26 protein-coding genes, 2 tRNA genes and 1 riboswitch are annotated in these 20,693 nt (G+C 39.4%); of the genes, 25 read left to right on the top strand and 3 right to left on the bottom strand.

Features of this window, described 5'->3' with window-relative positions:
• Window positions 1–8 precede the first annotated feature (8 nt).
• Entirely contained in the window at window positions 9–617 is a 609-nt protein-coding gene (locus IGK01_RS09605) for a sugar O-acetyltransferase (RefSeq protein ID WP_438840696.1), read from the top strand.
• A gap of 174 nt (window positions 618–791) precedes the next feature.
• Here the strand turns inward: IGK01_RS09605 and IGK01_RS09600 are convergent, their stop codons facing one another.
• Both IGK01_RS09600 and IGK01_RS09595 read right to left on the bottom strand, forming a co-directional pair.
• Window positions 792–1,370, bottom strand: a complete 579-nt coding sequence (locus tag IGK01_RS09600) for an ECF transporter S component (protein WP_023520040.1) — start codon at window positions 1,368–1,370, stop codon at window positions 792–794.
• 6 nt (window positions 1,371–1,376) lie between these two features.
• The gene (locus IGK01_RS09595) at window positions 1,377–2,351 is read right to left on the bottom strand and encodes a nucleoside hydrolase (protein ID WP_010734878.1); all 975 of its coding nucleotides are present in this window, start codon (window positions 2,349–2,351) and stop codon (window positions 1,377–1,379) included.
• A 23-nt stretch (window positions 2,352–2,374) separates the two neighbouring features.
• Window positions 2,375–2,419: riboswitch (PreQ1 riboswitch) on the bottom strand.
• Between the two features lie 291 nt (window positions 2,420–2,710).
• Between IGK01_RS09595 and IGK01_RS09590 the strand changes: the two genes are divergently transcribed.
• From IGK01_RS09590 to IGK01_RS09475, 24 genes are all read left to right on the top strand, one after another.
• The gene (locus tag IGK01_RS09590; protein ID WP_029594240.1) at window positions 2,711–3,676 is read left to right on the top strand and encodes an alpha/beta hydrolase; all 966 of its coding nucleotides are present in this window, start codon (window positions 2,711–2,713) and stop codon (window positions 3,674–3,676) included.
• Between the two features lie 90 nt (window positions 3,677–3,766).
• Window positions 3,767–4,042, top strand: a complete 276-nt coding sequence (locus IGK01_RS09585) for a GNAT family N-acetyltransferase (RefSeq protein ID WP_019724263.1) — start codon at window positions 3,767–3,769, stop codon at window positions 4,040–4,042.
• A 200-nt stretch (window positions 4,043–4,242) separates the two neighbouring features.
• Window positions 4,243–4,479: a preprotein translocase subunit SecG gene (gene secG / locus IGK01_RS09580; protein WP_010734881.1), complete on the top strand. Its 237-nt coding sequence runs from the start codon at window positions 4,243–4,245 to the stop codon at window positions 4,477–4,479.
• A 202-nt stretch (window positions 4,480–4,681) separates the two neighbouring features.
• On the top strand, window positions 4,682–5,428 hold the full coding sequence (locus IGK01_RS09575; RefSeq protein ID WP_438840695.1) for an alpha/beta hydrolase: 747 nt from the start codon (window positions 4,682–4,684) through the stop codon (window positions 5,426–5,428).
• Between the two features lie 2 nt (window positions 5,429–5,430).
• On the top strand, window positions 5,431–7,794 hold the full coding sequence (rnr, locus tag IGK01_RS09570) for a ribonuclease R (protein ID WP_023520038.1): 2,364 nt from the start codon (window positions 5,431–5,433) through the stop codon (window positions 7,792–7,794).
• A gap of 33 nt (window positions 7,795–7,827) precedes the next feature.
• The gene (gene smpB, locus IGK01_RS09565) at window positions 7,828–8,292 is read left to right on the top strand and encodes an SsrA-binding protein SmpB (protein ID WP_010734884.1); all 465 of its coding nucleotides are present in this window, start codon (window positions 7,828–7,830) and stop codon (window positions 8,290–8,292) included.
• Between the two features lie 301 nt (window positions 8,293–8,593).
• Entirely contained in the window at window positions 8,594–9,313 is a 720-nt protein-coding gene (gene atpB / locus IGK01_RS09560) for a F0F1 ATP synthase subunit A (protein WP_010734885.1), read from the top strand.
• Window positions 9,314–9,362: 49 nt separating this feature from the next.
• Window positions 9,363–9,578, top strand: a complete 216-nt coding sequence (gene atpE, locus IGK01_RS09555) for an ATP synthase F0 subunit C (protein ID WP_010734886.1) — start codon at window positions 9,363–9,365, stop codon at window positions 9,576–9,578.
• A 101-nt stretch (window positions 9,579–9,679) separates the two neighbouring features.
• Window positions 9,680–10,204 (top strand): F0F1 ATP synthase subunit B, encoded by a 525-nt coding sequence (gene atpF, locus IGK01_RS09550; RefSeq protein ID WP_010734887.1) that lies wholly within the window; start codon window positions 9,680–9,682, stop codon window positions 10,202–10,204.
• Window positions 10,191–10,733 (top strand): ATP synthase F1 subunit delta, encoded by a 543-nt coding sequence (gene atpH, locus IGK01_RS09545; protein ID WP_010734888.1) that lies wholly within the window; start codon window positions 10,191–10,193, stop codon window positions 10,731–10,733. Before atpF ends, atpH begins: the two co-directional genes overlap by 14 nt.
• Window positions 10,734–10,755: 22 nt before the next feature.
• A complete protein-coding gene (gene atpA, locus IGK01_RS09540) occupies window positions 10,756–12,312 on the top strand; it encodes a F0F1 ATP synthase subunit alpha (RefSeq protein WP_010734889.1) in 1,557 nt (518 codons plus the stop codon).
• A 13-nt stretch (window positions 12,313–12,325) separates the two neighbouring features.
• Entirely contained in the window at window positions 12,326–13,228 is a 903-nt protein-coding gene (locus IGK01_RS09535) for a F0F1 ATP synthase subunit gamma (protein ID WP_438840694.1), read from the top strand.
• A gap of 22 nt (window positions 13,229–13,250) precedes the next feature.
• Window positions 13,251–14,657 carry a F0F1 ATP synthase subunit beta gene (atpD, locus tag IGK01_RS09530; protein ID WP_010734891.1) on the top strand — a complete coding sequence of 469 codons (1,407 nt, stop codon included), beginning with the start codon at window positions 13,251–13,253 and terminating at the stop codon, window positions 14,655–14,657.
• A gap of 13 nt (window positions 14,658–14,670) precedes the next feature.
• Window positions 14,671–15,093, top strand: coding sequence for a F0F1 ATP synthase subunit epsilon (locus IGK01_RS09525; RefSeq protein WP_010734892.1), 423 nt, complete (start codon window positions 14,671–14,673; stop codon window positions 15,091–15,093).
• A gap of 311 nt (window positions 15,094–15,404) precedes the next feature.
• The gene (locus IGK01_RS09520) at window positions 15,405–15,635 is read left to right on the top strand and encodes a DUF1146 family protein (RefSeq protein WP_029594144.1); all 231 of its coding nucleotides are present in this window, start codon (window positions 15,405–15,407) and stop codon (window positions 15,633–15,635) included.
• 95 nt (window positions 15,636–15,730) lie between these two features.
• Entirely contained in the window at window positions 15,731–17,032 is a 1,302-nt protein-coding gene (gene murA, locus IGK01_RS09515) for a UDP-N-acetylglucosamine 1-carboxyvinyltransferase (RefSeq protein ID WP_010734894.1), read from the top strand.
• 14 nt (window positions 17,033–17,046) lie between these two features.
• Window positions 17,047–17,223, top strand: coding sequence for a DNA-directed RNA polymerase subunit beta (locus IGK01_RS09510; protein ID WP_010734895.1), 177 nt, complete (start codon window positions 17,047–17,049; stop codon window positions 17,221–17,223).
• A 212-nt stretch (window positions 17,224–17,435) separates the two neighbouring features.
• Window positions 17,436–17,711, top strand: coding sequence for a membrane protein insertion efficiency factor YidD (gene yidD, locus IGK01_RS09505; RefSeq protein ID WP_010734896.1), 276 nt, complete (start codon window positions 17,436–17,438; stop codon window positions 17,709–17,711).
• 32 nt (window positions 17,712–17,743) lie between these two features.
• The gene (locus tag IGK01_RS09500; protein ID WP_010734897.1) at window positions 17,744–18,193 is read left to right on the top strand and encodes a GNAT family N-acetyltransferase; all 450 of its coding nucleotides are present in this window, start codon (window positions 17,744–17,746) and stop codon (window positions 18,191–18,193) included.
• Window positions 18,194–18,258: 65 nt separating this feature from the next.
• On the top strand, window positions 18,259–19,143 hold the full coding sequence (locus IGK01_RS09495; RefSeq protein WP_023520035.1) for an ROK family protein: 885 nt from the start codon (window positions 18,259–18,261) through the stop codon (window positions 19,141–19,143).
• Between the two features lie 74 nt (window positions 19,144–19,217).
• Window positions 19,218–19,451 (top strand): DUF2969 domain-containing protein, encoded by a 234-nt coding sequence (locus IGK01_RS09490; RefSeq protein ID WP_010734899.1) that lies wholly within the window; start codon window positions 19,218–19,220, stop codon window positions 19,449–19,451.
• 87 nt (window positions 19,452–19,538) lie between these two features.
• Window positions 19,539–19,619, top strand: a tRNA-Tyr gene (locus tag IGK01_RS09485).
• A 6-nt stretch (window positions 19,620–19,625) separates the two neighbouring features.
• Window positions 19,626–19,697 (top strand) — tRNA-Gln (locus tag IGK01_RS09480).
• 117 nt (window positions 19,698–19,814) lie between these two features.
• Window positions 19,815–19,985, top strand: a complete 171-nt coding sequence (locus IGK01_RS09475; RefSeq protein WP_010734900.1) for a hypothetical protein — start codon at window positions 19,815–19,817, stop codon at window positions 19,983–19,985.
• 52 nt (window positions 19,986–20,037) lie between these two features.
• On the opposite strand, the gene IGK01_RS09470 is transcribed toward IGK01_RS09475, so the two are convergent.
• Complete coding sequence (locus tag IGK01_RS09470) at window positions 20,038–20,646, bottom strand: TetR/AcrR family transcriptional regulator (protein ID WP_137072622.1); 609 nt, start codon at window positions 20,644–20,646, stop codon at window positions 20,038–20,040.
• Window positions 20,647–20,693: the final 47 nt, after the last annotated feature.

Below are 20,693 nucleotides of genomic sequence, written 5' to 3'. Positions count from 1 at the left end.
GGAGAAAGATGAGCGAAGATGATGTGAAACAGATAACCAATACAGGGTTGCCATACGATGATATGGACTCTAAAGTAGTACACGCACGAAATCATGCCTTGAGACAATGCAGGAGATATAATTTTCTCGTGAATTCAGAAAATCATTATAAATACCCCATTTTACGGGCGCTATTCGCTTCAATGGGTGAGAATGTCTATATCGAGTCGAATTTTCAATGTGAGTTTGGATTCAACATTTCTATAGGAAATAATGTTTATTTGAACCATGATATGATCATTCTTGATTGTCATGAGGTGACGATCGGAAATGATGTTTATGTAGGGCCGAGAGTTGGTTTGTATGCAGCCAATCATGCAGAAGATCCATTTGAACGTGCTGATCATGTCGTTTATGCGAAGCCAATCCATATTGGCGATAAAGTTTGGTTAGGAGCGGGAGTCCATGTTCTTCAAGGGATAACGATTGGTGCAAATAGCATCATTGGGGCAGGAAGTGTCGTAACAAAAGATATACCAGAAAATGTGATTGCTGCGGGAAATCCATGTAAAGTGATCCGACCAATTACGTATAAAGATCGAGAAAAAATATTAAAGTCCAGGATAGTGCCTTGTTGATGGAACGATAGCATACTGGATTTAGGAAAGTCTCTTTCAGTCAAATAAGAGACAAAAACTTTTGGATAACAAACAATACCCGAACGATGGATCATTCCCTCTCATAGAGATGAGAGAAATTGATTCGACGTTCGGGTTTTTGCATTTAGTGATTAGCTATAGTACAAATACGCATCAACGATTTCTTGTCTTTGCCACTACTTGGTTTGGTAATTTCAACACAACGAGTGAAACGACAAGGACCGATAGTAGCCGATCTAAATAATCTGTCGCTGCTTGAACAATCGTGACACTTACAGCTTGGTTTAGTCCTAATCCATAAAGAAGTTGGACAATGGTACTTGAACCTGATGAAGTGATACCACCAAATAATTGGATCGTGATGATCGAGGATAGTATGGTTCCAGGCGCTGAAAGGACAAACGTCCATGCGAATAATGAAAGTTTACTCTTCAAACCTTGCGCCTGTAATTTCTGTGGTAAAATCAACCCCGCTAATAACCCAGTGATGATTTGTATCGGGGAATAATACAAAGAGAACATATCCATCGTCACGCCACTAAGTAAGCTACTACTCAATCCTGTCAAAATCCCAGGAATTGGTCCAAGTAAGGCACCTGCAAAAATCGTACCGATCGAATCAAGATAAATCGGTAAACGGAGCCATAAAGCAATCGTTCCACCGAGAAAGTTGATTCCGATACTTAGTGCCATGATTGTGATCATTCTTGTCGTGATTTTCTTTTGTGTCATCTTTTTTCATCCTATCTTTAATCTTTCCAGATCATTTTTTATCAATTCTTCTTGTGCATGTAAAAGAACGGCTAAAAACTTCCGGAAAAAAAGAGAGGTGTCGACATCTGTCATGATTAGACTGTTTGGTTTTTTCTGCCAAAAATCATAACGATCAACCAAGGTTTGTCCGCGGCTGATGCCTTGTGTTTCAACAGCAGTATAGCTAGTGAATCCTTGGCACAGTTGTTCATCGATGAAATATGCAACTGCCAAAGGGTCATTGATGACACAACCTAGGACGCGTTCTTGCTGCCAATGAAAGTCAAAGTAAAAGCGTGTGATTGCTTTTAAATAGTTGCCTTCTTCGGGCGAAAGTTGGCAACAATATTCTAGGATCGTTGGTGTAAAGACGATTTCTCGTGTCACGTCTAAACCGACCATCTCGATCATTTGACCAAGATGTTCAAATACATAAGCTGCGGCATCAGGGTCACACCAGTAATTGTATTCTGCTACTGGTGAACAATTGCCGTGGCTTTTATACGTGCCGCCCATCGAAACAAATCGATCCATGTGCTTTCCTATTTGTGGATTCTTTTGTAAAGCAGAAGCGACATTTGTTAGCGGCCCTAAAGCAATCACTGAAGTATCTTTTTGTTCAGCAAAATAACTCGCTAAAAAATCAACAGCGTGGATCGTTTCGGCTTGCTTGTCTGTTACTAATGGGAAGTTCGTTTCCCCTAGACCGTCCATGCCGTGAGTATCTTGAGCGCTGATAAATGGCGTGTTGAGTGGTGTTGCAGAACCTTGATAGACAGGGATGTCTAAACGGTCACAACGTTCCAAACAACGGATGACATTTTCAGTTCCCAAATGTACGGGGACGTTCCCACAAACGGTGGTGATTGCGACAACTTCGATTTCTGGTGATTTTAATGCAAACAATAGCGCTAATGTATCATCGATACCGGGATCGCAATCAATAATAACTTTTCGCATTATTTCCAATCTCCTTTCTTTAGAGACACTTAGTTTTTTATCCTGGGAAGTTTCCGAACCAGTCCAAGGGGTCAACCCTTGATTCCAATGCACGGCATTAGTATACTTATTTTTATGAAGAATGTAAATGTTATGCAAACAATTCATTATCTCTTATGAGTGTTAGAAGTAGGAAGAGAAGATCGTTTGTAAGGAATAAGGTGTTTAAAATTACAGCTGGTCAATGGTTCACTGTCTGCCTCTTTGGTAGAACGTGGTACAATAGAAATGAACGTTGAAATACGTAGGAGAATGCTAGAGCACCATTTAGCATACTTGAATTTTTGTTTCAATCACCAAGTAGAAAGTGTGGGATGCAAGTGATTGTTTTTTATAGTTTATTAATTATGTTATTAATGATCGGTAGTTATCATTTTATTGCTTATCTGTACGCAAAGAAGTTGATCAAAACTGGATTACAACGTGGTTATGCTTGGTATGAAGAGACAGGTCATCAACTCATGGACCCTGCCTCTTTGACGACAGTCGAAGAGCAACGCCAACGTTTAGAAGATCTAGCAGAAGATTTTTGGCAACAAGGAGAACCCATTATGACTAAAAGTCAAGAGGGGTTAAAATTGAAGGGGAGGATATTCTCTACTTATTCGAACAAAGGTAAATGGGTAGTCTGTGTCCATGACTATCGCAGCACAGGAAAAAAAGACATGTCTTATATCGGGAAAAAGTATGCAGAAAAAGGATTCAATGTCTTGATCCCTGATTTGCGTGCCCATGGGGAAAGTGAAGGGGAGATCATTGGGATGGGGTGGTTGGATCGATTAGATCTGATACTCTGGATCAATGAGATCTTACAACGAGAGCCAGAGGCTAAGATCATCTTACATGGAGGCTCAATGGGGGCTTCTACGATCATGATGGCTAGTGGCGAGAAGTTGCCGAGTGCTGTCAAAGGCTTGGTCCTTGATAGTGGCTTTGTATCCGTTTATTCAGAATTTCGTTATATGTTAAGCAAATTGACAGTTTTTCCCAAAAAAATCATTATGCGACATGCGAATCGTTACGCACAAAAATATGCAGGCTATTCTTTGAAACAGGCATCAGCAACGAGACAGTTAGGGAGCAATCATTTACCCGTTCTGATCATCCATGGTGAACATGATCATTTTGTTCCGATGGAAGCAGCTTATACGATCCAAAATGCAACGGCAGGAGATAAAGCCTTACTGCTAGTGCCTGGAGCAGAACATTTAGAAGCAGTCAGTAAAGATCCAGAGACCTACTGGACAGTGATTTTTTCATTCATTGAGCAAAGAGTGGGTCTATAAGTACAAATGATTGTTTGAAAAAAATAGGACTGGTAAAATCAAATTGAATAAAGAAACTGTTCGTTATTTTAGGGTTGGGAGAGTGAAATGATGGAAATCAAAGAAGAAAAGAATCGCTTAGTGTTATTGGACGATGAACAAAATGAAATAGGAGAAATGACGTGGTCTGATGCTGGTCCTGATATTATGATCATTGATCATACATTTGTTGATCCTGCATTTCGTGGACAGAAATTAGCAGAAAAATTGGTTGCTACAGGAGTGGAAGTAGCCAGACGTACTGGCAGAAAAGTTATTCCGTTATGCCCCTACGCAAAAGCGGAGTTTGAGAGAAAAGCTGAATATCATGATGTTTGGCGGAAATAAGCGTTAATGGTTAGCAAAAAAGCATTGATTTTAGAGGAGGATACAGGTGGATCGTTTGTCACAGAACCTGCAAAAAAATCGATGTAAAAAAGCCTAGAAATGTTCTTTAAAACATCGCCCATCTTATGAAACACTGTTGTCACAAGACGTGTTATGTGATAAAGTTAGAAGGACGATATTTTGAGAAAGGAGGCTGTTTGATGTATAATATTATTTTAGGGATCGTCATTGTCATCTCGATTATGATGGTCATTGCGATCATGATGCAACCAAGCAAACAAAATAGTGCAGCAAGTGCATTTACAGGTGGCGCAGATCAATTATTCGGAAAGCAAAAAGCACGTGGATTTGAAGCAGTAATGCAACGCTCGACAGCTGTTATGGGCGCTGTATGGATGATTCTGTTGTTCGTACTTGCATTTTTATCTTCTAAATAAATCGTTCGAAACTAATGATCAGAAGTGATCATTTGCTTCATTCAGATTTTGAGGATACACGGATGGTTCATCGATTGTTCAAAAAAATAGAAGGTCTGGGAAACGAAATGCTCCCAGACCTTTTTTGTTGAATAGAAAAAGAACCGTTATATAAGAAGGTATTTGCTAACTATGGTAAAATAAGGCTAATGAGGTGAATAAAATGAAAAGTCTACCACAACCTATTTATGAAAAACATGGGAAGCGTGCAATCCTCTTATTGCATGCGTATTCAGGTAGTCCAAATGATGTTCGGATGTTAGCCCGTTTTTTAGAGAAATCAAACTATTCGGTCTATGCCCCAATGTTTACAGGACATGGCACGCTTACTCCAAATGAGATCTTAGAACAGGACGCTGAGACGTGGTGGCAAGACACGAAACAAGCGATCAAGTTTCTCAACGATGAAGGATTTTCTGACATCGCCGTATTAGGATTGTCGATGGGTGGCATTTTTGCCGTTCGAGCATTATCAGAATTTCCGATGATAGGAGGCGGATTTTTTTGTTCGCCAATTTCTCCAGTAGAAAATCATGTGCCGGAGAATTTTGAGAATTATGTACGCCAGGTCTTGAAAATTGCCGGTGAATCGGAGTCGATGATCGAACAAAAAGTCGAAAGCTTTCGGCCACGAGTACAGCAACAATTAATAGATATTCAAGAGCAAGCAGCAATAACAGAAAGTAAGTTATCAGATATCCAAAAACCAGTATTCATGGCTCAAGCGGGTCAAGATGAAATGATTGATCCTTATGGTGTCTACGAGACAGCAAAAAAACTTACGCAAACTGACATTTCCTTACACTGGTATCCAGAAAGTAAGCATGTGATCACAGTAGGAATAGCAAGAAAAGCGTTTGAAAAGGATGTATTGGATTTTTTAGAGAACTTACCTTGGAATGAGGAATAATAATGACAAAAGAAACATTAAAAGAAAAAATCATTTTCTTTATTGAAAGCAGTCGCAAGAAAAGTTTTTCGATGGAAGAAATCGCTGAAGGTCTTGGCTTTCAAAAAAGCGAAGATTTTAAATTACTAGTGCAAACCATCGCACAGATGGAAAGAGAACAAAGTATCGTATTTACCAAAAAAGGAAAAATCAAACTGCCACTTCAGCCTATTTTGATTGAAGGAACGTTCCGCGCAAATGAGCGAGGATTTGGGTTTGTCACGATCGATCCTGAAGAAGATGATGTGTATATCCCTAAAGAAGCGACTGGCTATGCGATGGACGGGGATACTGTTGCAATCGATATCGTCAAAACGGCGGATGCCTTTTCGGATCGTGGAGCTGAAGGAAAGGTCGTTGAGATTCGTCAACGCGCAACCACACAAATTGCCGGAGAGTTCATCGCTTATACAGAAGATGAAATGGCAGAAACGGATCTTTATGGAGTAGTCATTCCAAAAGATAAAAAAATGAATCAATTCAAAGTGTACGCCGCAGCAGAAGGTGTCCGTCCAGTAGATGGAAGTATCGTGCTGATCGAATTGACCCATTATCCAGAAAAAAGCTATGCAACGAGTTTAGAAGGAATCATCAAACAAGTCATTGGTCATAAGAATGATCCTGGGATGGATATTTTATCGATTGTCGTAGCCAATGGAATACCGACCCAGTTTCCGGATGATGTATTAAGCGAAGCAGATGCTGTACCAGATAGTATCAGTGACAAAGATTTGATTGGTCGCAGAGATTTACGTGACCAATTGATCGTGACGATCGATGGCGAAGATGCCAAAGATTTAGATGATGCAGTCACAGTTAGAAAGTTAGATAATGGGAATTACTTTTTAGGCGTCCACATTGCCGATGTTTCATATTATGTGACAGAAGGCAGTCAATTAGATCGTGAAGCCTATGAACGTGGAACAAGTGTGTATTTGACTGATCGTGTGATTCCGATGATCCCGCAACGTTTATCAAATGGTATTTGTTCGCTGAATCCTAAGGTTCCTCGTTTAACGATGAGTTGTGAAATGGAGATCGACCCAACAGGGAAAATCATTTCTCATGAGATTTTTCCAAGTGTGATCCAAACAACAGAGCGAATGACTTATACAGCAGTCAATCAGATCTTAGAAGAGCAAGACGAAGAAACTATGGCTCGCTATGAACCATTGGTTCCTATGTTTCAAGCGATGGGTGAGTTGCATGAGATCTTAGAGACGATGCGTATTCGTCGTGGTGCGATCTCTTTTGAAGATCGGGAAGCCAAAATCATGGTTGATCCAGACGGTCACCCTCAAGATATCCTCTTGCGGAGTCGTGGTGTAGGAGAACGTTTGATTGAATCCTTTATGTTAGCAGCCAATGAAACGGTGGCAGAACATTATTCACGTGCGAATTTCCCTTTTATTTATCGTATCCATGAGCAACCAAAAGAAGAGAAAATGCAACGATTCTTTGATTTTGCATCTGCTTTAGGGATTTTAGTCAAAGGAACGAAGGGCACGATCACACCTAAGGACTTACAAAAAGTGATCGAAGATGTTGAAGAAAAACCGGAGTCAGCAGTGATCAATACCATGTTGTTAAGAAGTATGCAACAAGCACGCTATTCTGAGGATAATTTTGGTCATTACGGATTAGCAGCAGAGTACTATACACATTTCACGTCACCGATCCGTCGTTATCCAGACTTGATCGTGCATCGTTTGATTCGTTCATATGGTCAAGATCCAAGTGAAAGCAATCAGACGCATTGGGAAAATGCACTGCCTGATATTGCCGATCATAGCTCGAAAATGGAGCGACGTGCAGTTGAAACAGAACGTGAAGTGGACTCAATGAAGAAAGCCGAGTTTATGATGGATAAAGTGGGAGAAGAATTTGATGGGATCATCAGCTCTGTGGTGAAATTCGGGTTATTCATCGAACTTCCAAATACAGTAGAAGGTTTGATCCATATCAATGAATTGAAACAAGATTACTTCCACTACATTGAAAACCATCTAGCGCTCGTTGGTGAGCGGACAGGATTAACTTTCAAGATCGGACAAAAAGTTCGAGTAAAAGTAGTCAAGGCTGATCCTACGGAGCGAGCGGTTGATTTCGAATTAGTCTCCGCAGAGGAATTGGCACCGTTGGAAGCGCCAAAAGGAAGAAGAAAAGAAGCCAATAAAGGTTCTTCAAAACATTCAAATGGACGGCAAACGGACAAGAAAAAACGTCCGAAGAAAGCCGATAGTAAATATGGTCCAAAAAAAGAAAAAGGGAAAAAAGGGAAAAAACCTTTTTACAAAGGCGTCACCAAGAAGAAAAAGAAAAAATAAATATAAAATGAAAATGAATTGGGGGAATGTCCAATGCCAAAAGGCGAGGGAAAACTGATTGCGCAAAATAAAAAAGCTCGCCATGATTATTCGATCATCGACACAATGGAAGCAGGAATGGTTTTACAAGGTACAGAGATCAAATCTATTCGCAATAGTCGTATCAACTTAAAAGATGGATTTGTTCGTGTGAGAAACGGCGAAGCTTTTTTGCATAATGTCCATGTCAGCCCTTATGAACAAGGGAATATCTTTAATCATGATCCACTAAGAACTAGAAAATTGTTATTGCATAAAAAGCAAATTGCGCGTTTATTGAATGAAACAAAAAATACCGGAATCACGATTGTTCCTTTGAAAGTCTATATCCGAGATGGCTATGCGAAAGTCTTGATCGGATTGGCCAAAGGGAAAAAATCGTATGATAAGCGAGAAGATCTGAAGCGAAAAGATGTGGATCGACAAATTGATCGTACATTAAAAAATTTCTCTAGATAATTTCATTATCCTTTTTCGCATATTCGGTGCTTTTAGATTTACTTAATGATAAAATTTGTTAGCATTTAATCTGATGAAACATGATTATCACAGGTTTTTTCTGAGTTTCCTGGCATCATATCATCCATGTTTTTGATGATTTTTAGACTGAAATAAAAAAGTGTCTAATTTTCATGAAAATACTTTGAAATTTCTATTTCGTGGTGGTATGATACCGTTTGGTTAGAAACCGATAAAGAAAAACCAGATACACACATGAAATTGATTTTATGTGAAATTCGGGGAAAAGAGGTGAAATGGATTGGATGAACGCTCGCTAACGTTCCACATTGGACCGGTTTGGTTTGATGGGACTGTTTGTTTGATGGTGTTGTTAACTTGTTTGATCGTTTTCTTTTTAGTTTACTTCTTTACAAGAAATCTAAAGATGAAGCCAACTGGGAAGCAAAATGCACTTGAATGGGTCATTGATTTTACACGAGGGATCGTTACAGATAATGTGCCTAGAAAAGAATTGAATAATTTTCATTTATTGGCATTTACCTTGTTTCTCTTTGTTTTTGTTGCGAACAATATCGGTTTAGTTACAAAAATCGTCTTACCTAGCGAAACGACACTTTGGAAAAGTCCGACAGCAGACCCGTTTGTAACTTTAACATTGGCATTTATTATGATCACACTTACTCATCTATTCGGGGTGAAGAAGCTCGGCTTCAAAGGTTACTTTGTCAACTCGTTCCTAAAACCTTATAGTTTTATGTTTCCAATGAAGGTGATCGAAGAGTTCACAAACTTGTTAACACTTGCTTTACGTCTTTATGGGAATATTTATGCGGGAGAAGTATTGCTAACTTTAATCGCAAAAATGATGACAAGCTTAGGCTGGTTCTCATTGCCTTTAGCAATTCCGTTAGAGATGGTTTGGATCGCGTTCTCATTATTTATCGGAAGCATCCAAGCATTTGTCTTTGTCACTTTATCAATGGTATATATGAGTCACAAAATCGAAGTAGAAGAGTAAAATAACTAGATTTAATTACTATTTAAACTATTTTAGGAGGAAGTAAATTATGAATTATATCGCAGCAGCAATCGCAATCTTAGGGGCAGCTATCGGAGCTGGTTACGGTAATGGTCAAGTAATTTCTAAAACAATCGAATCAATGGCACGCCAACCTGAAATGTCAGGTCAATTACGTACAACGATGTTCATCGGGGTAGCCTTAGTCGAAGCCGTTCCTATTCTAGGTGTTGTTATCGCCTTGATCCTAGTTTTTGGTGTGTAATAAAAATGCTGAGGTTGCGCGATAGTCAAAAAAGCTATCTACTATTTTATTAAATACGCAATCTAAGAAAACTGGATTCTCAGAGAAAGGAAGGCTAACCTATGCTGAATCAATTGGCAATTGCAGAAGTTGGCAATCCGATGTTAGGTAATATCATCGTTGTCAGCGGCTCATTTTTGATATTAATGGTCCTATTAAAACACTTTGCGTGGGGACCGATCAGCGATATTTTGAAAAAACGTGAAGATAAGATCGCCAATGATTTAGATTCTGCAGAACAATCTCGCATCAAATCAGCAAAATTAGAACAAGAACGTGAGCAACAATTGTTGGCTTCTCGCTCTGATGCTGCGGATATCATCAAACATGCGAAAGAAAGTGGAGAATTAAGCCGCCAAAATATTTTGAAGGAGACGCAAGAAGAAGTTGCTCGTCTAAAAAGTAAAGCTCAATCGGATATCACGATGGAACGTGATACGGCATTGAACTCAGTCAAAGACGATGTAGCTGAACTTTCTCTTCAAATCGCGGAAAAAATCTTGAATAAAGAATTATCTCCAGAAATGCACGAATCTTTAATCAATCAATATATCGAAGGTCTAGGTTCGTCAAATGAAACTAGATAAATATACAGTAGGTAGACGTTACGGAAAAGCATTATTTGAACTGGCGATCGATTCAAATAATACAGAAGAAATTTACCAAGAACTTCTTAGTCTACGTAAAATCTATGCTGATGTTCCTGAATTAGGGAGTATCCTTAGTGATGTTCGGTTGGAACCTCATGAAAAGCGATTGATCATGGACAAATTAGTCAGTGGTTATCAAGGAATCGTAAAAAACTTTTTAGAAGTCGTGTTCATGTACAATCGGATGAACGATCTACCTTTGATGATCGACGAATATGAACATCGTTACAATGAAAATAATGGTTTGTTACTGGGAAGTGTGACTACAGCAGTCCCACTTTCAGCGGAACAATTGACTAGACTTGAAGAAAATGTCGCTAAAACAATGAACTATCAAACGGTCGAATTGAAGCAACAAGTTGATTCTACGATCATTGGTGGGGCAATTGTAGAAGCAGATCATCAAGTGATCGACGGAAGCATTCGGACGCAGTTGGAAAAATTGCGTAATCAATTAAATAGATAGTACAAAGAGGTAGGTGAATCGAATGGCTATCAAAGCAGAAGAAATTAGTGCCTTGATTAAAGAACAAATTGAACATTATGAAAACGTGCTTTCAGTCGAAGAAATCGGTACAGTCACTTATGTTGGTGACGGAATCGCACGTGCGCATGGACTTGAAAATGCCATGAGTGGTGAACTACTTGAATTTTCGAACGGTTCATATGGTATGGCACAAAACTTGGAATCAAATGATGTCGGAATCATTATCTTAGGTGATTTTGAATCCATTCGTGAAGGGGATAAAGTAAAACGCACAGGAAAGATCATGGAAGTACCTGTAGGGGACGCAATGATCGGACGTGTCGTCAATCCTTTAGGACAACCCATTGATGGGCTAGGAGAAATCGTGACGGACAAAACACGTCCAGTTGAAGCGATGGCACCTGGTGTTATGCAACGTAAATCAGTCAACGAACCAATGCAAACAGGGTTGAAAGCGATCGATGCGTTAGTTCCGATCGGACGTGGACAACGTGAATTAGTCATCGGTGACCGTAAAACAGGGAAAACATCGATTGCAATCGATACAATCATCAACCAAAAAGGTCAAGATATGATTTGTATCTATGTAGCTATTGGACAAAAAGATTCAACGGTACGTACACAAGTAGAAACATTGAAAAAATATGGCGCAATGGATTATACGATCGTAGTCAATGCGGGCGCTTCTCAACCTGCACCATTGCTATACATCGCACCTTATGCTGGAACAGCTATGGGTGAAGAATTCATGTATAACGGCAAACATGTATTGATCATTTTTGATGATCTATCTAAACAAGCTGTTGCCTATCGTGAGCTTTCTTTATTACTTCGTCGACCACCAGGCCGCGAAGCCTATCCAGGGGATGTTTTCTACTTGCACTCACGTTTGTTAGAACGTGCAGCAAAATTAAGTGATGATCTAGGTGGAGGGTCAATGACTGCTTTACCATTTGTTGAAACACAAGCTGGGGATATCTCTGCTTATATTCCAACAAACGTCATTTCGATCACTGATGGACAAATCTTCTTAGAAAGTGATTTGTTCTATGCAGGAACTCGTCCAGCCGTAGATGCAGGGTTATCAGTTTCTCGTGTTGGTGGTTCAGCACAGATCAAAGCAATGAAAAAAGTTGCCGGAACATTGCGTCTAGACTTAGCAAGTTACCGTGAATTAGAAGCATTTACGCAATTTGGCTCTGATCTAGATGCGGCGACACAAGCGAAATTGAATCGTGGTCGTCGTACAGTAGAAATCTTGAAGCAAAAATTACATGCACCTCTTGCAGTGGAAAAACAAGTAGTCATCTTATATGCATTGACACACGGTTACTTAGACAGTATCCCTGTAGATAGCATTTTAGATTTTGAACATGAGTTATTTGAATATCTTGAGACAAATCATGCAGATCTCTTTGAAACGATCCGTACGACGAAAGATCTTCCTGAAGAAGAAGCGTTGAACCAAGCAATTCAAGAGTACAAAGATATCTTTATGGCAACAAAAGGAAATAATTCTTCAACAGAAGACAAATTGAAATCCATTCAAAATGCATAGTGAGGTGAGATGAATGGGCGCTTCATTAAATGAAATCAAGACACGAATCGCGTCAACGAAAAAGACGAGCCAAATCACTCGTGCCATGCAAATGGTGTCAGCCTCTAAATTGACAAAATCTGAAGCTTCTTCACAGAAGTTCCAGATTTATGCCAATAAGGTGAGAGAAATCGTTACGCATTTAACAGCAACACAATTAACTGACATTGCTTCGGCTAATCCAAGAGGAGATGTCAATTATAATAGTATGCTGATCAGTCGACCAGTTAAAAAAACCGGTTATATCGTGATCACAGCTGATGGTGGGTTAGTCGGTGGCTACAATAGTTCCATATTGAAACAAACCATGTCCATCTTGGAAGAAGACCATCAATCACCAGATGAATATGTCATGATCGCCATTGGTGGTACCGGAGCGGATTTCTTTAAAGCTCGTGACATCAACTTAGCGTATGAACTGCGCAATTTGTCTGATCAACCTAGCTTTGATGAGGTTCGTAAAATCGTGAACATGGCAACGACCATGTATCAAAATGAAGTATTTGACGAATTGTATGTATGTTATAACCATCATATCAATTCATTGACTAGTCAATTTCGTGTAGAAAAAATGTTACCTATTTCAGATTTAGATCCGGGAGAAGCGAAAAGCTTTGAGCAAGAATATATTTTTGAACCTTCAAAAGAAGAAATCTTGACTCAACTGTTGCCGCAATATGCCGAAAGTTTGATTTATGGTGCGATCGTCGATGCGAAAACGGCAGAACATGCCGCGGGAATGACTGCAATGAAAACCGCAACTGATAATGCTACGAACATCATCGATGATCTGACGGTTTCTTATAACCGTGCAAGACAAGGGGCGATCACCCAAGAAATTACCGAAATTGTTGCCGGAGCATCGGCACTAGAATAGCAAGGAGATTGGAGGAAAAAAGATGAGTTCAGGCAAGATTGTTCAAGTAATCGGTCCCGTTGTCGACGTGGAATTTTCTTTAGACCAATCCTTACCAGATATCAACAACGCATTAGTTGTTTATAAAAATGATGAGCAAAAATCAAAAGTTGTTCTTGAAGCAGCATTAGAATTAGGTGACGGTGTGATCCGTACGATCGCAATGGAATCGACGGATGGACTACAACGTGGAATGGAAGTCATCGACACAAGTAAAGCGATCTCTGTACCAGTTGGAACAGAAACATTAGGTCGTGTGTTCAACGTGTTAGGTGAAACAATCGATTTGGAAGCACCATTTCCAGAGGATGCCCAAAGAAGCGAGATCCACAAGAAAGCACCAAATTTTGATGAATTAAGCACAAGTACAGAGATTCTTGAAACTGGGATCAAAGTCATTGACTTATTAGCACCTTATTTAAAAGGTGGGAAAGTTGGATTGTTTGGAGGTGCCGGTGTTGGTAAAACCGTACTGATCCAAGAATTGATCCATAATATCGCCCAAGAACATGGGGGAATCTCAGTGTTTACCGGTGTTGGTGAACGTACCCGTGAAGGAAACGATCTGTATTACGAAATGAAAGATTCAGGCGTAATCGAAAAAACAGCGATGGTGTTTGGACAAATGAATGAGCCACCAGGTGCTCGTATGCGTGTCGCACTAACTGGATTGACGATTGCGGAATATTTCCGTGATGTCGAAGGACAAGACGTGCTCTTATTTATTGATAATATTTTCCGTTTCACCCAAGCAGGTTCGGAAGTATCTGCCTTACTAGGACGTATGCCATCAGCGGTTGGTTATCAACCAACCTTAGCGACTGAAATGGGACAACTCCAAGAACGGATCACTTCAACGAAAAAAGGTTCGATCACTTCGATCCAAGCAATCTACGTGCCAGCGGATGACTATACTGACCCAGCGCCAGCAACGACATTTGCCCATTTAGATGCAACGACAAACTTGGAACGTAAATTGACCGAACAAGGGATCTATCCAGCCGTTGACCCACTTGCTTCTTCATCAAGTGCGTTATCTCCTGAAATCGTAGGAGAAGAACACTACAAAGTAGCGACTGAAGTACAACATGTATTACAACGTTACCGTGAATTGCAAGACATCATCGCTATTTTAGGGATGGATGAATTATCAGATCAAGAAAAAATATTGGTTTCACGCGCTCGTCGAATCCAATTCTTCTTATCACAAAACTTCAATGTAGCTGAACAATTCACAGGTCTTCCAGGTTCTTATGTACCAGTTGAAGAAACTGTCAAAGGCTTCCGTGAGATTCTTGAAGGTAAATACGATGACCTTCCTGAAGAAGCATTCCGCAGTGTCGGCCGAATCGAAGACGTTGTCGAAAAAGCGAAAAAACTAGGCTACTAGAAAGGGGTGCCCCATGGATCAATATTTAACTGTTAATGTGGTTACTCCCGATGGTTTAGTTTATGATCACCATGCGGCAATCGTTGTTGCACGCACTACTGCTGGCGAACTTGGTATTTTACCACAGCATGCGCCAATCATCGTGCCTTTAACGATCGATGAAGTTCGTGTGAAGCGGACAGATTCAGATACACACGTTGACTGGATCGCTGTGAACGGCGGCATCATGGAAGTTCGCGATAACTTAGTTTCAATCGTCGCAGATAGTGCGGAACGTGAACGAGATATCGACGTCACTCGAGCAGAACGCGCAAAACAACGTGCTGAACGCCAAATCGAAGAAGCCAAACAAAAAGAAGATAAGAATGAACTGAAACGGGCAACTGTTGCGTTACACCGCGCAGTGAACCGTATCAATGTATCAAAACATAAGTGATTACTATAATTGACAAGTAATTGAATTATGGCGGGAGAACAACTCCCAAAAGAAGAGATCGGGACAAACACTTATGGGTGCTAATGCAGCCACGTGTGTTTCCCGATCTCTTCTTTTCTTTATCATTCATTGTTAGGATAAAATTTATTTTTTTGGTGTAAAGAAATGATATTTTTCATCCATTTTTCAGAGTTTGTCAAGAAAATTACAGAGATTTATCATTTTTACAACCAATAATTTCTACTTTTATAAAATTTATGGTATCATCAGTGTGTTAGTTATCAAAAACATTTGTTAGAAAGGGCGTAATGATGCAAGTATATGGTATTGATGCAATCATTCGGATCGTTAGTCATTTGGCATTTATTTACTTAGCCTTTTGGTCTTTGCGTTCTTTACGCGTTGACGCTTTTTTTCGTTCAATGCATACGACACAAATTAGAATGGCAATTGTCCTTTTTTCAATTTTTTTAGGGTATACAGCGAGCAGTTTTTTCTTAGAGATCATTGCGCTATGTCGAAATCTTTTCGTCAGCCTATAATTTTAAAAAAAGGTACTATTTTAAAACAAGAAGTGATATAATAAAAAAGATTTTGAGCGAATGTATACTCAACGGATTTTTTTGGGGGGAACAACATGGAAGAGATCATCGTAAAAGGTGGCAATCAATTAAAAGGAACAGTAAAGATCGAAGGAGCAAAGAATGCGGTATTGCCGATTTTAGCCGCAAGTTTATTGGCTGAAGAAGGAACGACCGTTTTAGATAATGTGCCAATTCTTTCTGACGTGTTCACTATGAATCAAGTGATCCGTCATTTGAACGTAGATGTAGCGTTTGATGAAGAGAATAATCGTGTGACACTTGATGCATCGAGAGAATTAGAAATTGAAGCACCTTATGAATACGTAAGCCAAATGCGTGCGTCAATCGTTGTGATGGGACCATTATTGGCTAGAAATGGTCATGCAAAAGTTGCAATGCCTGGTGGATGTGCGATTGGAAAACGTCCGATCGATTTACACCTAAAAGGTTTTCAAGCCTTGGGTGCAAAAATCATTCAAAAGAATGGTTATATCGAAGCAATCGCCGATCAACTGATCGGAAATACGATCTATTTAGATTTTCCAAGTGTTGGTGCGACACAAAACATCATGATGGCTGCTGTCAAAGCAAAAGGCACGACGATCATTGAAAACGTCGCACGTGAACCTGAAATCGTTGATTTAGCGAATATCTTAAATAAAATGGGTGCGAATGTTTATGGCGCTGGTACAGAAACGATGCGTATCGAAGGCGTTGATCATTTGCATGCAGTCAACCATTCAATCGTCCAAGACCGTATCGAAGCTGGTACTTTCATGGTAGCAGCAGCAATGACTGAAGGCAATCTATTGATCGCTGATGCGATTTCTGAGCATAATCGTCCATTGATCTCTAAATTGATCGAAATGGGTGCAACGATCACTGAAGAAGACGGTGGCGTTCGTGTCATCGGACCAAAACATATTTTACCAACAGATGTAAAAACAATGCCACATCCTGGTTTCCCAACGGATATGCAAGCACAAATGACTGCTATCCAGTTGGTTGCAGAAGGTACAAGTGTTGTGACTGAAACAGTCTTTGAGAACCGTTTCCAACATCTTGAAGAAATGCGCAGAATGAATGCACATGTAAAAATCGATGGCAACATTGCAATCATGGATGGTAATCACGAATTACAAGGTGCTGAAGTCTATGCAACAGATCTAAGAGCAGCAGCAGCGCTCGTATTAGCTGGTTTGAAAGCAAATGGAATCACACGCGTTCGTAACCTAAAATATTTAGATCGTGGCTATTATAATTTCCATATTAAATTGCAACAATTAGGTGCAGATGTGGAACGTGTAAATGTAGAAGAAACACCAGTCGAAAAAACACCACAAACAATCGCTTAAGGATGTGACGAGAGATGACGAGTCCACGCTATATTTTGATAAGTTTGGTAAAAATTTTAGCTGTCATTTTACTTGTACTCCTATTATTCATCATTGGAACAATGATCGGATATGGTTTGATTGGCGGTGGAAGTCCATTCAAGGTCTTTCAACCGAGCTTATGGTTGCATATCTTCGATTTCTTTAGTTAAGTGTGTACACTAGGTAACAGATAAGATAAAAAGAGGTTGTGGCAAAAGCGTACAGCTCCGAGAAATAAGCGCCAAAATCCGAAAATAGCTTTTCATATTTTTGGGTTTTGGCGCTTATTTCTGTAGGAGTTGCTTTTAGAACACCGTTTATCCGGTTATAGGGGATGGTAAGTGGATGTATGACCAATCCTCTTTTTTATGGAGATGAGAATATGAAAAAGATTTTAATTTATTTAGTTCGAGGATATCAGCGTTTTATTTCACCTGCGTTCCCACCAAGTTGTCGGTATTATCCAACTTGTTCTAATTACATGATCCAAGCCATCCAAGTACATGGTGCGCTCAAAGGAACCCTAATGGGAACAGCACGCATCTTTCGTTGCCACCCATTTGTGAAAGGCGGTATCGATTATGTGCCTCGTAACTTTCGTTTGACGCGTAATAAAGAAGATCAATCGATGCCAGACTATAAAAAATACAAAAAATAGAGTCATTGATTTTTATTAGATGGGAGAAAGCGATGTTTCAACAATTGAACAAAAGTGACTTACCATGGGCATTACTACTAGAAGCCGATCCTGATAAAAACAAAGTGATCGCTTATGTGACCAATGGCGATGGATTTATCTGGAAAGAGCAGGATGAAGTGATTGGTGTGCTTGTTTATGAAATCAGAGAAACGGAATGTGAGATCATGAATGTTTCTGTTGCTGATGCGCATCAAGGAAGAGGAATCGGTGGCAAGCTGATTGACCATGCACTCGAACAGTTTAGCAAAGAATGCAAACAACCAACAAAAATACTGATCCGTACAGGAAGTATCACGAATCCAGCGTTACATCTTTATCAAAAAAAAGGCTTTAAAGAAGTATCAAGAGAAAAGGATTACTTCATCAATAACTACCCAGAACCAATCTATGAAGAAGGAATACTTCTGAGAGATCAAGTCACTTTATCCAAAGAATTATAGAATAAAAAGAAAGCGTTTCATAGTGAAAATAATGATGAAAAACTATCGAGGAGGAACAAATAATTATGGGGATTTTAGCATTCGATTTTGGTGGTTCAGCTGTCAAATATGGTTATTGGGAACAAGAAACACTAACACATAAAGGTCAGTTCACAACACCAGCTACATGGAAAGAAATGAAAGCGCAATTATCATTGGTATTCCAACAATTATCACAAGAAGTAGCAATCAGTGGGGTCGCCTTTAGTGCACCAGGTGTTGTGAACAGCCAACGACAAGTGATTGAAGGTATCAGCGCGATCCCTTATATCCATGGGTTTGATATTTATACTGAATTAGAGGAATTATTTGGTCTGCCAGTTGCTATGGAAAATGATGCGAATTGCGCGGGAATGGCTGAGTTTTATGAAGGTGCTGCTCGTGGCTATCAAAATGTTGCTTTTGTAGTAATTGGTACAGGCGTAGGTGGTGCGATGTTCACTAATGGTGAATTGAATAAAGGCGCTCATCTTTATGGCGGAGAATTTGGCTTGATGTTTCTTAATGGGGAGCATACATTCAGTACATTAGGAACGGCAGTCCAAATGGCGTGGCGGTATTGTGAACGCAAAGGATTAGATAAACATACCTTTAGTGGAAAAGAAGTCTTTGAATTAGCAGAAAATGGTGATCCGCTCGCACAAGAAGAAGTTGAATCTTTTTATGATTATTTAACAAAAGGGTTATTTAGTATTCAATTTTCTTTTGATCCAGAAGTGATCGTATTGGGTGGCGGAATTTCTGCAAAAGAGGGATTACTGACAGAAATCAATCAACGGATGAAAAAATTGACGAATCATTTTGGGTTGAATGATTTTGATCCATTGATCACCCTGTGTGAGTATCGCAATGATGCGAACCTGATAGGGGCAGCAGCAAATTATCTAGCGCAACACGAAGCAGGAAAATAAATTATCAAATAGAAGGCACGCAGTGAATGTTTTCTGCCGTTAAATGTGATAAACTATTGAGGAGGTGGGAAATAATGTCAAAAAAGAATAAAGATATTGAAGTGCGTACCGAAGAGATCAAAAAAACGATCAAAGGGAACACATATGAGGTAACGCAGTTATTTATTGGTAAAAAAATGATCGGTGAAATTTTAGCGTATGGCCCAAAAGAATTTGAGATTTTCTTGGGAGAAGAAGACTTTGGCAAAGAAAAAAGTCTTGAAAATGCGATAGAAACAGTAATTCGTCATTGGAATTTACACGAATAAAAAAATATCAAAAAAATTTTCAATAAAGGGTTGCAATCACTTGGAAAATTAGGTATTATAACTAAGTCAGGTTGATACAAACCTTTCGGAGGAGTAGCGAAGTGGCTAAACGCGACGGACTGTAAATCCGTTCCTTAGGGTTCAGTGGTTCGAATCCACTCTCCTCCATTTCATTGGGGTATAGCCAAGCGGTAAGGCAAGGGACTTTGACTCCCTCATGCGTTGGTTCGAATCCAGCTACCCCAGTTCCTAGAGTGATCAGTTGCAGATCACTCTTTTTTTTGTGTAAAACACCTTGTTTCTTGCTGATTTTGCTATTATAGGCTAGAGTAGATATAAGAAGAAAAAAAGGAGGCGGCACAAATGAAGTGGAAACAAAAAGTAGATGAAACAGCAGAAAAAATTTACGATATGATCAAATCGGAGAAGTACAATGTAGAGATCCATGTACCGAAAAAATCAGAAAAATTTGTCCAAATCAAAGCGAAACGTCCAACAAATCATACCAAAAAATGGTTGTCTAAAAATCGTTAAGAATAACAAAAGCTCTGAAGTTCACATAATCTTGTGTTCTTCAGAGCTTTTGTTATTTTTCAATCTCGATCCCTAAGACGGTCAAGTGACCATTTCCCACTAATTTGATGACTAAAGTAGCTAACTGCTGTGGTGTCATCTCGGTATCACTAGTGACCCACCAATGTAAAGTACCGGTGAAAATGGCAGTTATGTATTCTGTGATAAAGTCAATAGGTACTTCTAGTTCGTTCTCTGTGATTTTTAGACGATCAAAGATAGTGGCGTATTTTTCTGATAAGAAAATTTTTAACTTTTTCCTGAAAAACTCGATCGAAGTGCCGTCCAAAGTCGTAATAAATATGGCTTTGTTCTCAGCCACCAATTGGTAAATTTGAGTTAAGGCGCGGTTGACCCGTTTCAGCTTCAATTTATTGTCTTCCATCAAGGGTTCCAAATCTAAGATCGAGGTAAATGTCTGGATAGCGATATGGAATAAATGCTCATAAAGATCTTGTTTATCTTTGAAATGAGCATAAAAAGTCGCACGATTGATCATTGCTTCATCGGCAATTTCTTGGATCGTGATTCGCTCCATACTTTTTGTTTCTAGTAAACGTAAGAATGCTTCAATAATCATTTTATTGGTACGTTTCACTCGAAGATCGTTTTTCTTCATCATAAAAATCTCCTCACTTTTGGTCGACAAATCGCACACGATTGTTGTTT

The organism is Enterococcus sp. AZ080 (assembly GCF_051714945.1).
GTDB lineage: Bacteria > Bacillota > Bacilli > Lactobacillales > Enterococcaceae > Enterococcus_B > Enterococcus_B pernyi.
The sequence above is the reverse complement of the archived record's forward strand: the minus strand, read 5'-3'. Positions and strand labels throughout refer to the sequence as shown.

Excerpts from the sequence above, each read along its gene's own strand:
- IGK01_RS09605 (WP_438840696.1), top strand. The coding sequence starts at position 9 with ATGAGCGAAGATGATGTGAAACAGATAACCAATACAGGGTTGCCATAC.
- IGK01_RS09600 (WP_023520040.1), bottom strand. The coding sequence starts at position 1,370 with ATGACACAAAAGAAAATCACGACAAGAATGATCACAATCATGGCACTA.
- IGK01_RS09595 (WP_010734878.1), bottom strand. The coding sequence starts at position 2,351 with ATGCGAAAAGTTATTATTGATTGCGATCCCGGTATCGATGATACATTA.
- IGK01_RS09585 (WP_019724263.1), top strand. The coding sequence starts at position 3,767 with ATGGAAATCAAAGAAGAAAAGAATCGCTTAGTGTTATTGGACGATGAA.
- secG (WP_010734881.1), top strand. The coding sequence starts at position 4,243 with ATGTATAATATTATTTTAGGGATCGTCATTGTCATCTCGATTATGATG.
- IGK01_RS09575 (WP_438840695.1), top strand. The coding sequence starts at position 4,682 with ATGAAAAGTCTACCACAACCTATTTATGAAAAACATGGGAAGCGTGCA.
- rnr (WP_023520038.1), top strand. The coding sequence starts at position 5,431 with ATGACAAAAGAAACATTAAAAGAAAAAATCATTTTCTTTATTGAAAGC.
- smpB (WP_010734884.1), top strand. The coding sequence starts at position 7,828 with ATGCCAAAAGGCGAGGGAAAACTGATTGCGCAAAATAAAAAAGCTCGC.
- atpE (WP_010734886.1), top strand. The coding sequence starts at position 9,363 with ATGAATTATATCGCAGCAGCAATCGCAATCTTAGGGGCAGCTATCGGA.
- atpF (WP_010734887.1), top strand. The coding sequence starts at position 9,680 with ATGCTGAATCAATTGGCAATTGCAGAAGTTGGCAATCCGATGTTAGGT.
- atpH (WP_010734888.1), top strand. The coding sequence starts at position 10,191 with ATGAAACTAGATAAATATACAGTAGGTAGACGTTACGGAAAAGCATTA.
- atpA (WP_010734889.1), top strand. The coding sequence starts at position 10,756 with ATGGCTATCAAAGCAGAAGAAATTAGTGCCTTGATTAAAGAACAAATT.
- IGK01_RS09535 (WP_438840694.1), top strand. The coding sequence starts at position 12,326 with ATGGGCGCTTCATTAAATGAAATCAAGACACGAATCGCGTCAACGAAA.
- atpD (WP_010734891.1), top strand. The coding sequence starts at position 13,251 with ATGAGTTCAGGCAAGATTGTTCAAGTAATCGGTCCCGTTGTCGACGTG.
- IGK01_RS09525 (WP_010734892.1), top strand. The coding sequence starts at position 14,671 with ATGGATCAATATTTAACTGTTAATGTGGTTACTCCCGATGGTTTAGTT.
- IGK01_RS09520 (WP_029594144.1), top strand. The coding sequence starts at position 15,405 with ATGCAAGTATATGGTATTGATGCAATCATTCGGATCGTTAGTCATTTG.
- murA (WP_010734894.1), top strand. The coding sequence starts at position 15,731 with ATGGAAGAGATCATCGTAAAAGGTGGCAATCAATTAAAAGGAACAGTA.
- IGK01_RS09510 (WP_010734895.1), top strand. The coding sequence starts at position 17,047 with ATGACGAGTCCACGCTATATTTTGATAAGTTTGGTAAAAATTTTAGCT.
- yidD (WP_010734896.1), top strand. The coding sequence starts at position 17,436 with ATGAAAAAGATTTTAATTTATTTAGTTCGAGGATATCAGCGTTTTATT.
- IGK01_RS09500 (WP_010734897.1), top strand. The coding sequence starts at position 17,744 with ATGTTTCAACAATTGAACAAAAGTGACTTACCATGGGCATTACTACTA.
- IGK01_RS09495 (WP_023520035.1), top strand. The coding sequence starts at position 18,259 with ATGGGGATTTTAGCATTCGATTTTGGTGGTTCAGCTGTCAAATATGGT.
- IGK01_RS09490 (WP_010734899.1), top strand. The coding sequence starts at position 19,218 with ATGTCAAAAAAGAATAAAGATATTGAAGTGCGTACCGAAGAGATCAAA.
- IGK01_RS09475 (WP_010734900.1), top strand. The coding sequence starts at position 19,815 with ATGAAGTGGAAACAAAAAGTAGATGAAACAGCAGAAAAAATTTACGAT.
- IGK01_RS09470 (WP_137072622.1), bottom strand. The coding sequence starts at position 20,646 with ATGATGAAGAAAAACGATCTTCGAGTGAAACGTACCAATAAAATGATT.